Below are 11521 nucleotides of genomic sequence, written 5' to 3' on the forward strand. Positions count from 1 at the left end.
CCCGGATCAGCGAAGCGTCATGTTATTGCCGCCCTTGAAATTCGCTTTGCGGAGCAGCGACTCATATTGTTGCGACATTACATAAGACTGCACCTGCGCCATGAAGTCCATCGTCACCACCACGATAATCAGCAGTGAGGTTCCACCGAAGTAGAACGGGACATTCCAGCGCAACACCAGAAACTCAGGCAGCAAACACACCAGGGTGACATAAGCTGCACCTGCCAGCGTCAAACGCGTCAGGATCTTGTCGATATACCGCGCCGTCTGGTCGCCCGGACGAATCCCCGGGACAAACGCGCCGCTCTTCTTCAGGTTCTCGGCGGTCTCCTTGCTGTTGAACACCAGTGCGGTGTAGAAGAAGCAGAAGAACACGATTGCCAGTGCGTAGAGCATCACGTAGATCGGCTGACCCGGCGACAACTTCGCTGCAATATCCTTGAGCCAGCGCGCGTTATCACCCGCGCCAAACCAATTTGCAATCGTTGCCGGGAACAGGATGATCGACGACGCGAAGATCGGCGGAATCACGCCTGCCATATTCAGCTTGAGCGGCAGGTGCGAAGCCTGACCACCGTACACCTTGTTGCCGACCTGACGCTTGGCGTAGTTCACCAGGATCTTGCGTTGACCACGTTCGACGAACACGACGAAGAACGTCACGAGCACCACGAGGACACAGATCACGATCGCCGAGAACGGGCCGATCGAACCAGTGCTGACGAGCTCGAACAAGCCACCCACAGCGTTCGGCAAACCGGCCGCGATACCACCAAAGATGATGATCGAGATACCGTTACCGAGGCCGCGTTCGGTGATCTGCTCACCCAGCCACATCAGGAACATCGTGCCGGTCACGAGCGTGATCACCGTCGTCAGGCGGAACAGCATGCCCGGATCGACGACGAGCCCCGGCTCGCTTTCCAACGTCACTGCAATCGCGGCTGCCTGGAAGAGCGCAAGCACAACCGTGAAATACCGGGTGTACTGCGTGATCTTGCGTTGGCCGGCTTGGCCTTCCTTACGCAAGGCTTCCAACTGCGGCGAAACCATCGCCAGCAGCTGCATGATGATCGACGCCGAAATGTACGGCATGATCCCCAACGCGAAAATCGTGAAACGCGACAACGCACCGCCCGAGAACATGTTGAACATGCCCAGGATCCCGCCCGACTGGCGCTGGAACAACTGCGCCAGCTGATCGGGGTCGATGCCCGGCACCGGGATATGCGCACCAATACGGTAGACGATCAACGCCAGCAGCAGGAAAACCAGCCGCCGGCGCAGATCCGCATACTTCGGGCCCTGCGTACCAGGCTTAGCGAGATTAGGAGACTTGGCCAATGCTGGCTCCGGGGTGTCCTAACTTACTCTGCGACCGAACCGCCAGCCGCTTGAATGGCGGTGAGCGCACCCTTGGTGACGCCCAGACCCTTCACAACGACCTTGCGGGTGATCTCGCCTGCGGCGATGATCTTGGCCGACAGCGACAGCTCGCTCACCAGACCGGCCTGCTTCAGAACCAACAGATCGATCTCGTCGACCGGCAGGTTGTTCAGGTCCGACAGGCGAACTTCGCCCACGAAACGACGCGTCAGCGACTTGAAGCCACGCTTCGGCAGACGACGTTGCAGCGGCATTTGACCGCCTTCGAAGCCCACCTTGTGGAAGCCGCCCGAACGCGACTTCTGACCCTTGTGACCACGGCCGGCGGTTTTACCCAGACCCGAACCGATGCCACGGCCAACGCGGCGCTTGGCGTGCTTGGCGCCTTCTGCCGGCTTAATCGAATTCAATTCCATTTTGCCCTCGCTCAGTCGACGATCTTCACAAGGTACGAGACCTTGTTGATCATGCCCCGCACAGCGGGCGTATCCTGCAACTCGCTGACCGAATTGAGGCGACGCAGGCCCAGACCCTTCACGGTCGCACGATGTTCTTCGCGCGTGCCGATCAGGCTCTTGACCAGCTTAACTTTCACAGTTTGCTGCGACATATTGATCACCCTTAGCCGAGGATCTCTTCCACCGACTTGCCACGCTTAGCGGCGATGTCAGCAGGAGTCGATTGTTTCTTCAGGCCGTCGAGCGTGGCGCGGACCAGGTTGTACGGGTTCGTCGAGCCAAGGCTCTTCGTCACCACGTTGGTCACGCCCATCACCTCGAACACCGCACGCATCGGGCCACCGGCGATCACGCCAGTACCGTCCTTCGCCGGCGACATCAGGACGCGCGAGGCGCCATGCTGGCCGAGAACGTTGTGTTGCAGGGTGCCGTTCTTGAGGGGCACCTTGAACATGTTGCGGCGGGCTTGTTCCATTGCCTTTTGAACGGCAACCGGGACTTCCTTCGCCTTGCCCTTGCCCATGCCGATGCGGCCATCGCCGTCACCAACCACGGTCAACGCGGCAAAACCGAGAATACGGCCACCCTTCACAACCTTCGTGACACGGTTGACCGCGATCATCTTCTCGCGAAGGCCGTCGTCGCGTTCGTCAGCCTGAACTTTCGCTTGCATCTTTGCCATGACGGATCCTTACTTAGAACTTGAGGCCGGCTTCACGGGCAGCGTCGGCCAGAGCCTTGACGCGACCGTGATAGCGGAAGCCCGAGCGGTCGAAAGACACGCTTTCGATGCCGGCGGCCTTCGCCTTCTCGGCGATACGACGACCGATCAGCGCAGCAGCGGCAGCGTTGCCGCCCTTGCCTTCCTTGTCGCCCAGTTCCTTGCGCACTTCGGCTTCCAGCGTCGAAGCGCTGGCCAGCACTTGCGTGCCGTCTTCCGAGAAAACTTGCGCGTAAATGTGCACGTTGGTGCGATGCACGGAAAGGCGATGCACCTTTTGGGCTGCCAGCTTGATACGAGTCTGGCGAGCGCGGCGCACACGAGATTGTTTCTTGTCCATGTTTCGCACCCTTACTTCTTCTTGGTTTCCTTGAGGATCACCACCTCGTCCGCATAGCGGACGCCCTTGCCCTTGTAAGGCTCGGGCGGACGGTAACCGCGAACTTCCGCAGCCACTTGTCCGATGCGTTGCTTATCAACGCCCTTGATGATGATCTCCGTCTGCGTCGGGGTCTCTGCCTTCACGCCTTCCGGCATGGCATGCACGACATCGTGCGAGAAACCCAGCTCGAGCTTCAGGTTGTTACCTTCAGCCTTGGCACGGTAACCCACGCCAACGAGTTGCAGCTTCTTTTCGAAACCCTTGCTCACACCGGTCACCATATTGTTGACCAGTGCACGTTCCGTACCATACAGCGCATTCGCTTCACGGCTTTCGTCGGCCGGGGCGAAGGTGATGGTGCCGTCTTCAATCTTGACGTTCACGAGGGTGTTCACGCCGCGGGTCAGCGAACCCAGGGCACCCTTGACCGTCAGCACGTTGCCCGTCAGCGTTGCGTCAACGCCCTTCGGGAGTGCAATAGGACTCTTACCTACTCGAGACATTTCAGCGCTCCTCGGTTAGGCCACGTAGCAGATGACTTCGCCGCCCACGCCGGTGGCGCGTGCTTTGCGATCGGTCATCACGCCCTTCGGGGTCGAGACGATTGCAACGCCCAGGCCATTCATGACCTGCGGGATGTCGTTGCGGCTCTTGTACACACGCAGACCCGGGCGGGAAACGCGCTCGAGGCGCTCGATCACCGGACGGCCAGCGTAGTACTTCAGTGCGATGTTCAGCACCGGCTTGGTTTCTTCTGCTTCAACCGCGAAGTCTTCGATGTAGCCTTCGTCCTTGAGGACCTTGGCGATCGAGACCTTCAGCTTGGACGAGGGCATCTTTACCGATGCCTTCTCAACCATCTGAGCGTTGCGGATGCGAGTCAGCATATCGGCGATAGGATCGCTCATGCTCATGGTGCTTCTCCTATTACCAGCTTGCTTTGGTCACGCCCGGGATTTCGCCACGGAAGGCGATTTCACGGATCTTGTTACGGGCCAGGCCGAATTTGCGGAAGGTACCGCGCGGACGGCCGGTCAGGTCGCAACGATTGCGTTGACGCGTCGGGTTGGCGTTACGCGGCAGCTGTTGCAGCGCCAGGCGTGCTTCATAACGCTCGTCTTCCGACTTGCTGGTGTCTTCGATGATCGCTTTGAGGGCAGCACGCTTGTCAGCGTACTTCGCCGCCAGACGGGCGCGCTTCTTTTCGCGTTCGATAAGTGCCAGTTTAGCCACGATTACCTCAGTTACGGAACGGGAATTTGAACGCCGACAGAAGAGCCTTGGCTTCTTCGTCAGTCTTCGCGGTGGTGGTGATGCTGATGTTCAGCCCACGCAGCGCGTCGATTTTGTCGTACTCGATTTCGGGGAAAATGATCTGCTCTTTCACACCGATGTTGTAGTTGCCACGACCATCGAACGCACGGCCCGAAATACCACGGAAGTCACGCACGCGCGGCAGAGCCACGGTGATGAAACGATCCAGGAATTCGAACATACGCTCACCGCGCAGCGTCACCATCGTACCGATCGGGTAACCTTCGCGGATCTTGAAACCGGCGATAGCCTTACGAGCCTTCGTCACCACCGGCTTCTGGCCGGCGATCTTCGTCAGGTCGCCAACGGCGTGCTCAATGATCTTCTTGTCAGCGACGGCTTGACCAAGGCCCATGTTCAGGGTGATCTTGGTGATGCGCGGCACTTCCATGACAGACTTGTAACCGAACTGCTTAGTCAGCTCGGCGACAATCTTGTCTTTATAGAATTCTTGCAAACGGGCCATTATCTATACTCCCTGCGACTTAGGCACCGACGACCGCGCCGGTCGTCTTGAGGAAGCGGACCTTCTTGCCGTCTTCGACCTTGATGCCTACGCGCGACGGCTTGCCATTGGCATCCACCAGCGCCACGTTCGACACGTGGATCGGCATCGTCTTGTCGACCACGCCACCTTGCGTGCCCTTCATCGGGTTCGGCTTCACGTGCTTCTTAGCAACGTTCACGCCCTCGACGACCAATTTGTCGCCATCAACGGCCAGGACCGTGCCACGCTTGGCCTTGTCCTTACCCGTCAGCACGATGACCTGGTCACCCTTGCGAATCTTGTTCATGTGTCGGCTCCTTACAGCACTTCCGGGGCCAGCGACACGATCTTCATGAAGCGTTCGGTACGCAGTTCACGCGTAACCGGCCCGAAGATACGGGTGCCGATCGGCTCGAGCTTGGTGTTCAGCAGCACGGCGGCGTTGCCGTCGAATTTGACCAGCGAACCGTCCTGGCGACGCACGCCCTTGGCGGTGCGCACGACCACTGCGTTATAGATTTCGCCCTTCTTGACGCGACCACGCGGGGCAGCATCCTTCACGCTGACCTTGATGATGTCGCCAATGCCGGCGTAGCGACGCTTGGAGCCGCCCAGCACCTTGATGCACATCACTTCACGCGCACCGGTGTTGTCGGCTACTTCGAGCCGGGTTTCAGTTTGAATCATGGTGTTATCTTCCCAACTTAATCCGACACCTAGGCGTCGGTCAGTCTTGGTCCCCGTCAGCACCAAAGGGTACTGTTTGGGTTGAGTCGTTCAAAAGTGGACAACTTTGCTACCTCGACCAGACCCGTAGAGGATACGAATCGGCTTCGGAAGCCATCCACTCCCTTGCGAAACCAAAGACCGGTTTTGGCGAAAGAAGCGGAAAGTCCGGAATTATACAATGATAATTCCGGACTTGCAAGTCAAGCCTTCGCTTCAGCGCGCCTTAGATGATACGGGCGGCTTCCACGAGACGGGAGACCGTCCAGGCCTTGGTCTTCGACAGCGGACGCGATTCTTGAATCTCGACCATGTCGCCTTCCTTGTACTGGTTGGTCTCATCGTGCGCGTGGTACTTCTTCGAACGCACGATGTACTTGCCGTAGAGCGGGTGCTTCATTTGACGCTCGACCAGCACGGTAACCGTCTTGTCCATCTTGTCGCTGACAACCTTACCCACGAGGGTACGCTTCAGCGAGGTCTTAGCGGTATCGTTCATTTCTGGCTCGCCTTCTCAGTCAACACGGTACGCACACGCGCGATGTCCTTGCGCACCTTCTTCAGCTGGCTGGTGTTGCTCAGCTGTTGGGTGCCCGCTTGCATGCGAAGACCGAATTGGGCCTTCAACAGATCCGACAGTTCCTTGTTCAGGCCGTCGACATCCTTGGCACGAAGTTCGGATGCTTTCATTTCAAATTCTCCCTTCAGGCGCCAAGGCGACGTACGAAGAACGTCGTCTGAATCGGCAGCTTGGCTGCAGCCAGGCGGAACGCCTCGCGCGCCAGCGCTTCATCCACACCGTCCATTTCGTACAGCATCTTGCCCGGTTGAATCTCGGCGACGTAGTACTCCGGGTTACCCTTACCGTTACCCATACGCACTTCTGCCGGCTTTTGCGAGATCGGCTTGTCCGGGAAGATACGGATCCAGATACGGCCACCGCGCTTGATGTGGCGAGTCATGGCACGACGTGCGGCTTCGATTTGACGAGCCGTCAGACGACCACGACCGACCGCCTTCAGGCCGAATTCGCCGAACGACACTTCGTTGCCACGGGTGGCGACGCCAGTGTTACGGCCCTTCTGCTCTTTGCGATACTTTCTGCGTTTCGGTTGCAGCATGATTATTCTCCAGTCTTGGCGTCGCCTTCAGGCTTGCCAGCCGGACGGCGTGCACCACCGCGCTTCGCGCCGGCCTTATCGCCAGCATCGTCACGACGGGGGCGACGGTCGCCCGGACGCGCGTTGCGGCGCGGACGCTTTTCTTCGGCCGGCTCTTCAGCCACCGGAGCGTCGTTGCGGCCCAGCGTGTCACCCTTGTACACCCACACCTTGATACCGATGATGCCGTACGTCGTCTTCGCTTCCGAGGTTGCGTAGTCGATGTCAGCGCGCAGGGTGTGCAGGGGCACACGACCTTCGCGGTACCACTCGGTACGGGCGATTTCGATACCGTTCAGACGGCCGGCGCTCATGATCTTGATGCCCTGGGCACCCAGACGCATCGCGTTCTGCATCGCACGCTTCATGGCGCGACGGAACATGATACGGCGCTCGAGCTGCTGAGCGATCGAGTCGGCGATCAGCTGCGCATCGGTTTCCGGCTTGCGGATTTCCTCGATGTTCACGTGCACGGGCACGCCCATGCGCTTTTGCAGCTCGGCCTTGAGGATTTCGATGTCCTCGCCCTTCTTGCCGATCACAACACCCGGACGCGAGCTGAAAATCGTGATGCGAGCATTCTTGGCCGGACGTTCGATGACCACGCGGCCAACCGAAGCGTTCTTCAGCTTCTTCTTCAGATATTCGCGAACGCCGATGTCTTCCTTCAGCATCTGCGCGAAGTTCTGGTTGTTGGCGTACCAACGCGAAGCCCAGTTACGACTGACAGCCAGACGGAAGCCAGTCGGATGAATTTTCTGTCCCATCGTGACCCCTTAGTTGCCCAGCGTCACAGTGATGTGACAGGTTTGCTTCTCGATGCGGTTACCACGGCCCTTGGCGCGCGCGGTGAAACGCTTGAGCGAGGTCGCCTTGTCGACGTAAATGCCCTTGACGCGCAGTTCGTCGATGTCAGCACCTTCATTGTGCTCGGCGTTGGCGATTGCCGACTCCAGCACCTTCTTGATGATGACCGCGGCCTTCTTCGGCGAGAAGGTCAGGACATTGAGTGCACGCTCCAGCGGCAGGCCACGGATCTGGTCAGCGACCAGACGCGTCTTCTGCGCCGAGATACGGGCACCGCGATGAATTGCTTTCACTTCCATGATCGGCCCCTTATTTCTTCGCCTTCTTGTCGGCCGCATGGCCCTTGAAGGTACGGGTAAGTGCGAACTCACCCAGCTTGTGGCCGACCATGTTTTCCGTCACGTACACCGGCACGTGTTGACGGCCATTGTGTACAGCGATCGTCAGGCCGATGAAATCGGGCAGGACGGTCGAACGACGCGACCAGGTCTTGATCGGCTTCTTGTCACGCGATGCAGCTGCCGCTTCCACTTTCTTCAGCAGATGAGCGTCGCAAAACGGACCTTTTTTAACAGAACGAGTCATTTGCTAGCTCCAATTAACGCTTCTTGCCGCGACGCTGAACGATCATGCTGTCGGTGCGCTTGGTCGAGCGGGTACGCTTACCCTTGGTATGCTGACCCCACGGGCTGACCGGATGACGACCAGCAGCCGTACGACCTTCACCACCACCGTGCGGGTGATCCACCGGGTTCATCGCCACACCGCGAACGGTCGGGCGAATACCGCGCCAACGCTTCGCACCGGCCTTGCCCAATTGGCGCAGGCTGTGCTCTTCGTTACCGACTTCACCGATGGTTGCGCGGCACTCGATGTGCACGCGACGGACTTCACCCGAACGCAGACGCACTTGAGCGTACGTGCCTTCGCGAGCCAGCAGCATGGCGGACGTACCGGCAGCACGTGCGATTTGCGCGCCCTTGCCCGGTTGCAGTTCGATGCCGTGAATCGTGGTACCGACCGGAATGTTACGGATCGGCAGCGTGTTACCCGACTTGATCGGCGCTTCGGAGCCGCTCACCACTTGCTGGCCGACGGTCATGCCCTTCGGTGCAAGGATGTAACGGCGCTCGCCGTCGGCGTAGCACAGCAGCGCGATGTTCGCGCTACGGTTCGGATCGTACTCAAGACGCTCGACCTTCGCCGTGATGCCGTCCTTGTTGCGACGGAAATCGACGATACGGTAGTGCTGCTTGTGACCGCCACCCATATGACGGGTGGTGATGTGACCGTTGTTGTTACGGCCAGCGGTCTTGCTCTTGGTATCGAGCAGCGGGGCGAACGGCTTGCCCTTATGCAGATCCTTGTTGACGACCTTGACCAGCGAACGGCGGCCCGGCGACGTCGGTTTCGTTTTGACGAGTGCCATGATTACTTGGCCTCCGCTTCAAAATTGATTTCCTGACCCGGCTTCAGGCTAACGTATGCCTTCTTCTCGTGGTCGCGACGACCCATGAAGCGGCCAAAGCGCTTTTGCTTGCCCTTGCGGTTCAGGATCTGCACCGACTCGACTTCCACCTTGAAGAGAAGCTCAACAGCAGCCTTCACTTCTTGCTTGTTCGCGTCGCGTGCAACTTGGAACACCACTTGTTCGTTCTTGTCAGCCACCAGCGTCGCCTTCTCGGAGATCACCGGCGCGAGCAGGACCTGGTACAGACGATGGTCGTTTTTACGCACGTCGCTCATGACAGCATCTCCTCAATCTTGGCGATCGCGCCCTTCGTCAGCAGCACCTTCTTGAAGTAGATGAGCGACAGCGGGTCGGCGAAACGCGGCTCGGTGACGGCAACGTGAGCCAGATTGCGCGAGGCCAGGAACAGGTTCTCGTCCACGCTATCCGTGATCAGCAGCACCGACTCAAGACCCATGGCCTTGATCTTTTCAGCGAGCAGTTTGGTCTTCGGAGCATCCAGCTTGATGTCCTCGACGACCGACAGACGACCTTCACGGGCGAGCTGCGACAGAATCGAGCACACACCGGCGCGGTACATCTTCTTGTTGACCTTGTGGGTGAAGTTCTCTTCCGGCGAATTCGGGAAGATACGGCCACCGCCGCGCCACAGCGGGCTCGACGACATACCGGCACGAGCACGGCCCGTACCCTTCTGACGCCACGGCTTCTTGGTCGTGTGCTTGACCTGTTCACGGTCCTTCTGCGCACGATTGCCGCTGCGGGCGTTGGCTTGATAAGCCACCACAACCTGGTGGATCAGCGCTTCGTTGTAGTCACGGCCGAACACGACGTCCGACGCGTTGACAGCAGCGCCTTCCTGACCTTGCTCATTCAGGAGCTTCAGTTCCATTGTTACGCTCCCTTCGCGAGTTTGGCCTTGACAGCCGAGGTCACGAAAACCTTGCCTTCGTTGGCGCCAGGAATGGCACCCTTCACGAAGATCAGGCCACGTTCAGCGTCAATACGCGCGATCACGAGGTTTTGCACCGTCGTGTTGACGTCACCCAGGTGACCCGTCATGCGCTTACCCGGGAACACACGACCCGGATCCTGCGCCATACCGATCGAACCCGGAACGTTGTGCGAACGCGAGTTACCGTGCGAGGCACGGCCCGATGCGAAGTTGTAGCGCTTGATGGTACCGGCGTAGCCCTTACCGATCGACACGCCATGCACGTCGACCTTCTGGCCCACCTGGAACAGATCGGTAGTCACAACGTCGCCCACCTTCAGCTCTGCAGCTTTGGCGGCGTCAACGCGGAATTCCTTGAGGATTTCACCGGCTTCCACACCCGCTTTCGCGAAGTGGCCAGCGGCGGCTTTGGTCACGCGCGTGGCGCGACGCTTACCGAAAGTAACTTGAACGGCGGTGTAGCCGTCCGTTTCATCCGTCTTGATTTGCGTCACGCGGTTGTTAGACACGTCGATCACGGTAACGGGGATCGAATCACCGTCTTCCGTGAAAATACGCGTCATGCCAACCTTGCGACCAGCAAGGCCAAGGCTCATGATTTTCTCCATTCCCGACTGCGATTGGCCGGGGCTAAATGACAAAAGGATGGACCACGGACGTGGACCATCTTTTCAAAACTACACTTGAGCCCGCTATTATAGACGGACTTTTATCGCTTGACAAGTGTTGCTAAATCGCATAACAAAAGCCCCGCCGGTCCAGCATTGGCGGGGCTTCCGAGAGCAAAGTCGCTCGTAAGCCTTACTGCAGCTTGATTTCGACGTCGACGCCAGCCGGCAGGTCGAGCTTCATCAGCGCGTCGACGGTCTTGTCCGTCGGATCGACGATGTCCATCAGGCGCTGGTGCGTACGGATTTCGAGCTGGTCGCGCGACGTCTTGTTGACGTGCGGCGAGCGCAGGATGTCGAAACGCTCGATACGGGTCGGCAGGGGCACCGGGCCCTTGACGATCGCGCCAGTGCGCTTGGCGGTTTCAACGATTTCGGCGGCCGACTGGTCGATCAGGCGGTAGTCGAAAGCCTTCAGGCGGATACGGATCTTTTGGTTCTGCATGGAAATTCTCCAAAGAGCGTGGCAGCCCTCGTTCGGGTGCCGGGTAAATCACAAAGAGCAAACAACAATTCAACAACGAGAGGCCGAAGCCCCTCGCCGTCGATCAATCCGTATTAGGCAACGATCTTGGCAACAACGCCCGAGCCCACCGTACGGCCGCCTTCGCGGATTGCGAAACGCAGACCTTCGGTCATGGCGATCGGAGCGATCAGCTTGACCGAGATCGAAACGTTGTCGCCCGGCATGACCATTTCCTTGCCTTCCGGCAGGCTGATCGAACCGGTCACGTCCGTCGTACGGAAGTAGAACTGCGGACGGTAGTTGTTGAAGAACGGCGTGTGACGGCCGCCTTCATCCTTCGACAGCACGTACACTTCGGCCGTGAATTCCATGTGCGGCTTGATCGAGCCCGGCTTGGCCAGAACCTGACCACGCTGAACGTCTTCACGCTTCGTGCCGCGCAGCAGAATACCGACGTTGTCGCCTGCCTGACCTTGGTCGAGCAGCTTGCGGAACATTTCCACGCCCGTGCACGTCGTCT

At 59.0% G+C, this 11521-nt stretch carries 23 protein-coding genes; all 23 read right to left on the reverse strand.

What is annotated here, in order from left to right; genetic code table 11:
- Window positions 1-6: 6 nt before the first annotated feature.
- A complete protein-coding gene (secY, locus tag ABWO90_RS23445) occupies window positions 7-1344 on the reverse strand; it encodes a preprotein translocase subunit SecY (RefSeq protein WP_039406340.1) in 1338 nt (445 codons plus the stop codon).
- 23 nt (window positions 1345-1367) lie between these two features.
- Window positions 1368-1802 carry a 50S ribosomal protein L15 gene (gene rplO, locus ABWO90_RS23450; RefSeq protein WP_039393709.1) on the reverse strand — a complete coding sequence of 145 codons (435 nt, stop codon included), beginning with the start codon at window positions 1800-1802 and terminating at the stop codon, window positions 1368-1370.
- A gap of 11 nt (window positions 1803-1813) precedes the next feature.
- The gene (rpmD, locus tag ABWO90_RS23455; RefSeq protein WP_010804119.1) at window positions 1814-1996 is read right to left on the reverse strand and encodes a 50S ribosomal protein L30; all 183 of its coding nucleotides are present in this window, start codon (window positions 1994-1996) and stop codon (window positions 1814-1816) included.
- 11 nt (window positions 1997-2007) lie between these two features.
- Entirely contained in the window at window positions 2008-2526 is a 519-nt protein-coding gene (rpsE, locus tag ABWO90_RS23460; RefSeq protein ID WP_010804120.1) for a 30S ribosomal protein S5, read from the reverse strand.
- A gap of 13 nt (window positions 2527-2539) precedes the next feature.
- Window positions 2540-2905 carry a 50S ribosomal protein L18 gene (rplR, locus tag ABWO90_RS23465; RefSeq protein ID WP_039393713.1) on the reverse strand — a complete coding sequence of 122 codons (366 nt, stop codon included), beginning with the start codon at window positions 2903-2905 and terminating at the stop codon, window positions 2540-2542.
- A gap of 11 nt (window positions 2906-2916) precedes the next feature.
- Window positions 2917-3450: a 50S ribosomal protein L6 gene (gene rplF, locus ABWO90_RS23470; RefSeq protein WP_353193630.1), complete on the reverse strand. Its 534-nt coding sequence runs from the start codon at window positions 3448-3450 to the stop codon at window positions 2917-2919.
- A gap of 15 nt (window positions 3451-3465) precedes the next feature.
- Window positions 3466-3861: a 30S ribosomal protein S8 gene (gene rpsH / locus ABWO90_RS23475; protein ID WP_010804123.1), complete on the reverse strand. Its 396-nt coding sequence runs from the start codon at window positions 3859-3861 to the stop codon at window positions 3466-3468.
- 13 nt (window positions 3862-3874) lie between these two features.
- Window positions 3875-4180, reverse strand: coding sequence for a 30S ribosomal protein S14 (gene rpsN / locus ABWO90_RS23480; protein ID WP_023593830.1), 306 nt, complete (start codon window positions 4178-4180; stop codon window positions 3875-3877).
- A 7-nt stretch (window positions 4181-4187) separates the two neighbouring features.
- Window positions 4188-4727, reverse strand: a complete 540-nt coding sequence (gene rplE / locus ABWO90_RS23485) for a 50S ribosomal protein L5 (RefSeq protein WP_023593829.1) — start codon at window positions 4725-4727, stop codon at window positions 4188-4190.
- Window positions 4728-4746: 19 nt separating this feature from the next.
- Window positions 4747-5055, reverse strand: a complete 309-nt coding sequence (gene rplX, locus ABWO90_RS23490) for a 50S ribosomal protein L24 (RefSeq protein WP_023593828.1) — start codon at window positions 5053-5055, stop codon at window positions 4747-4749.
- Between the two features lie 11 nt (window positions 5056-5066).
- Window positions 5067-5435, reverse strand: a complete 369-nt coding sequence (gene rplN / locus ABWO90_RS23495; RefSeq protein WP_010804127.1) for a 50S ribosomal protein L14 — start codon at window positions 5433-5435, stop codon at window positions 5067-5069.
- A 265-nt stretch (window positions 5436-5700) separates the two neighbouring features.
- A complete protein-coding gene (gene rpsQ, locus ABWO90_RS23500; protein ID WP_353193631.1) occupies window positions 5701-5973 on the reverse strand; it encodes a 30S ribosomal protein S17 in 273 nt (90 codons plus the stop codon).
- Window positions 5970-6164, reverse strand: a complete 195-nt coding sequence (gene rpmC / locus ABWO90_RS23505) for a 50S ribosomal protein L29 (RefSeq protein ID WP_010804129.1) — start codon at window positions 6162-6164, stop codon at window positions 5970-5972. The genes rpsQ and rpmC overlap by 4 nt, the downstream gene beginning before the upstream one ends.
- 14 nt (window positions 6165-6178) lie before the next feature.
- Window positions 6179-6595 carry a 50S ribosomal protein L16 gene (gene rplP, locus ABWO90_RS23510; RefSeq protein ID WP_010804130.1) on the reverse strand — a complete coding sequence of 139 codons (417 nt, stop codon included), beginning with the start codon at window positions 6593-6595 and terminating at the stop codon, window positions 6179-6181.
- A 2-nt stretch (window positions 6596-6597) separates the two neighbouring features.
- On the reverse strand, window positions 6598-7401 hold the full coding sequence (gene rpsC / locus ABWO90_RS23515) for a 30S ribosomal protein S3 (protein ID WP_023593827.1): 804 nt from the start codon (window positions 7399-7401) through the stop codon (window positions 6598-6600).
- Window positions 7402-7410: 9 nt separating this feature from the next.
- Window positions 7411-7740 carry a 50S ribosomal protein L22 gene (rplV, locus tag ABWO90_RS23520; protein WP_023593826.1) on the reverse strand — a complete coding sequence of 110 codons (330 nt, stop codon included), beginning with the start codon at window positions 7738-7740 and terminating at the stop codon, window positions 7411-7413.
- A gap of 10 nt (window positions 7741-7750) precedes the next feature.
- Window positions 7751-8026 (reverse strand): 30S ribosomal protein S19, encoded by a 276-nt coding sequence (rpsS, locus tag ABWO90_RS23525; RefSeq protein WP_010804133.1) that lies wholly within the window; start codon window positions 8024-8026, stop codon window positions 7751-7753.
- A 13-nt stretch (window positions 8027-8039) separates the two neighbouring features.
- Window positions 8040-8870, reverse strand: coding sequence for a 50S ribosomal protein L2 (rplB, locus tag ABWO90_RS23530; RefSeq protein ID WP_353193632.1), 831 nt, complete (start codon window positions 8868-8870; stop codon window positions 8040-8042).
- A gap of 2 nt (window positions 8871-8872) precedes the next feature.
- On the reverse strand, window positions 8873-9187 hold the full coding sequence (gene rplW / locus ABWO90_RS23535) for a 50S ribosomal protein L23 (RefSeq protein WP_010804135.1): 315 nt from the start codon (window positions 9185-9187) through the stop codon (window positions 8873-8875).
- A complete protein-coding gene (gene rplD, locus ABWO90_RS23540) occupies window positions 9184-9804 on the reverse strand; it encodes a 50S ribosomal protein L4 (RefSeq protein ID WP_010804136.1) in 621 nt (206 codons plus the stop codon). Before rplD ends, rplW begins: the two co-directional genes overlap by 4 nt.
- A 2-nt stretch (window positions 9805-9806) precedes the next feature.
- On the reverse strand, window positions 9807-10463 hold the full coding sequence (rplC, locus tag ABWO90_RS23545; protein ID WP_353193633.1) for a 50S ribosomal protein L3: 657 nt from the start codon (window positions 10461-10463) through the stop codon (window positions 9807-9809).
- Between the two features lie 205 nt (window positions 10464-10668).
- On the reverse strand, window positions 10669-10980 hold the full coding sequence (gene rpsJ, locus ABWO90_RS23550) for a 30S ribosomal protein S10 (RefSeq protein WP_010804138.1): 312 nt from the start codon (window positions 10978-10980) through the stop codon (window positions 10669-10671).
- A 113-nt stretch (window positions 10981-11093) separates the two neighbouring features.
- The coding region (locus ABWO90_RS23555; protein WP_353193634.1) for an EF-Tu C-terminal domain-related protein at window positions 11094-11521 on the reverse strand (428 nt) is incomplete at its 5' end.

The organism is Pandoraea pnomenusa (genome assembly GCF_040391475.1).
Taxonomy (GTDB): domain Bacteria; phylum Pseudomonadota; class Gammaproteobacteria; order Burkholderiales; family Burkholderiaceae; genus Pandoraea; species Pandoraea pnomenusa_C.

What these genes read in the sequence shown, in the direction of transcription:
- rplO (WP_039393709.1), bottom strand. Translation starts at nt 1,802, where the DNA reads ATGGAATTGAATTCGATTAAGCCGGCAGAAGGCGCCAAGCACGCCAAG.
- rpmD (WP_010804119.1), bottom strand. Translation starts at nt 1,996, where the DNA reads ATGTCGCAGCAAACTGTGAAAGTTAAGCTGGTCAAGAGCCTGATCGGC.
- rpsE (WP_010804120.1), bottom strand. Translation starts at nt 2,526, where the DNA reads ATGGCAAAGATGCAAGCGAAAGTTCAGGCTGACGAACGCGACGACGGC.
- rplR (WP_039393713.1), bottom strand. Translation starts at nt 2,905, where the DNA reads ATGGACAAGAAACAATCTCGTGTGCGCCGCGCTCGCCAGACTCGTATC.
- rplF (WP_353193630.1), bottom strand. Translation starts at nt 3,450, where the DNA reads ATGTCTCGAGTAGGTAAGAGTCCTATTGCACTCCCGAAGGGCGTTGAC.
- rpsH (WP_010804123.1), bottom strand. Translation starts at nt 3,861, where the DNA reads ATGAGCATGAGCGATCCTATCGCCGATATGCTGACTCGCATCCGCAAC.
- rplE (WP_023593829.1), bottom strand. Translation starts at nt 4,727, where the DNA reads ATGGCCCGTTTGCAAGAATTCTATAAAGACAAGATTGTCGCCGAGCTG.
- rplX (WP_023593828.1), bottom strand. Translation starts at nt 5,055, where the DNA reads ATGAACAAGATTCGCAAGGGTGACCAGGTCATCGTGCTGACGGGTAAG.
- rplN (WP_010804127.1), bottom strand. Translation starts at nt 5,435, where the DNA reads ATGATTCAAACTGAAACCCGGCTCGAAGTAGCCGACAACACCGGTGCG.
- rpsQ (WP_353193631.1), bottom strand. Translation starts at nt 5,973, where the DNA reads ATGAACGATACCGCTAAGACCTCGCTGAAGCGTACCCTCGTGGGTAAG.
- rpmC (WP_010804129.1), bottom strand. Translation starts at nt 6,164, where the DNA reads ATGAAAGCATCCGAACTTCGTGCCAAGGATGTCGACGGCCTGAACAAG.
- rplP (WP_010804130.1), bottom strand. Translation starts at nt 6,595, where the DNA reads ATGCTGCAACCGAAACGCAGAAAGTATCGCAAAGAGCAGAAGGGCCGT.
- rpsC (WP_023593827.1), bottom strand. Translation starts at nt 7,401, where the DNA reads ATGGGACAGAAAATTCATCCGACTGGCTTCCGTCTGGCTGTCAGTCGT.
- rplV (WP_023593826.1), bottom strand. Translation starts at nt 7,740, where the DNA reads ATGGAAGTGAAAGCAATTCATCGCGGTGCCCGTATCTCGGCGCAGAAG.
- rpsS (WP_010804133.1), bottom strand. Translation starts at nt 8,026, where the DNA reads ATGACTCGTTCTGTTAAAAAAGGTCCGTTTTGCGACGCTCATCTGCTG.
- rplB (WP_353193632.1), bottom strand. Translation starts at nt 8,870, where the DNA reads ATGGCACTCGTCAAAACGAAACCGACGTCGCCGGGCCGCCGTTCGCTG.
- rplW (WP_010804135.1), bottom strand. Translation starts at nt 9,187, where the DNA reads ATGAGCGACGTGCGTAAAAACGACCATCGTCTGTACCAGGTCCTGCTC.
- rplD (WP_010804136.1), bottom strand. Translation starts at nt 9,804, where the DNA reads ATGGAACTGAAGCTCCTGAATGAGCAAGGTCAGGAAGGCGCTGCTGTC.
- rplC (WP_353193633.1), bottom strand. Translation starts at nt 10,463, where the DNA reads ATGAGCCTTGGCCTTGCTGGTCGCAAGGTTGGCATGACGCGTATTTTC.
- rpsJ (WP_010804138.1), bottom strand. Translation starts at nt 10,980, where the DNA reads ATGCAGAACCAAAAGATCCGTATCCGCCTGAAGGCTTTCGACTACCGC.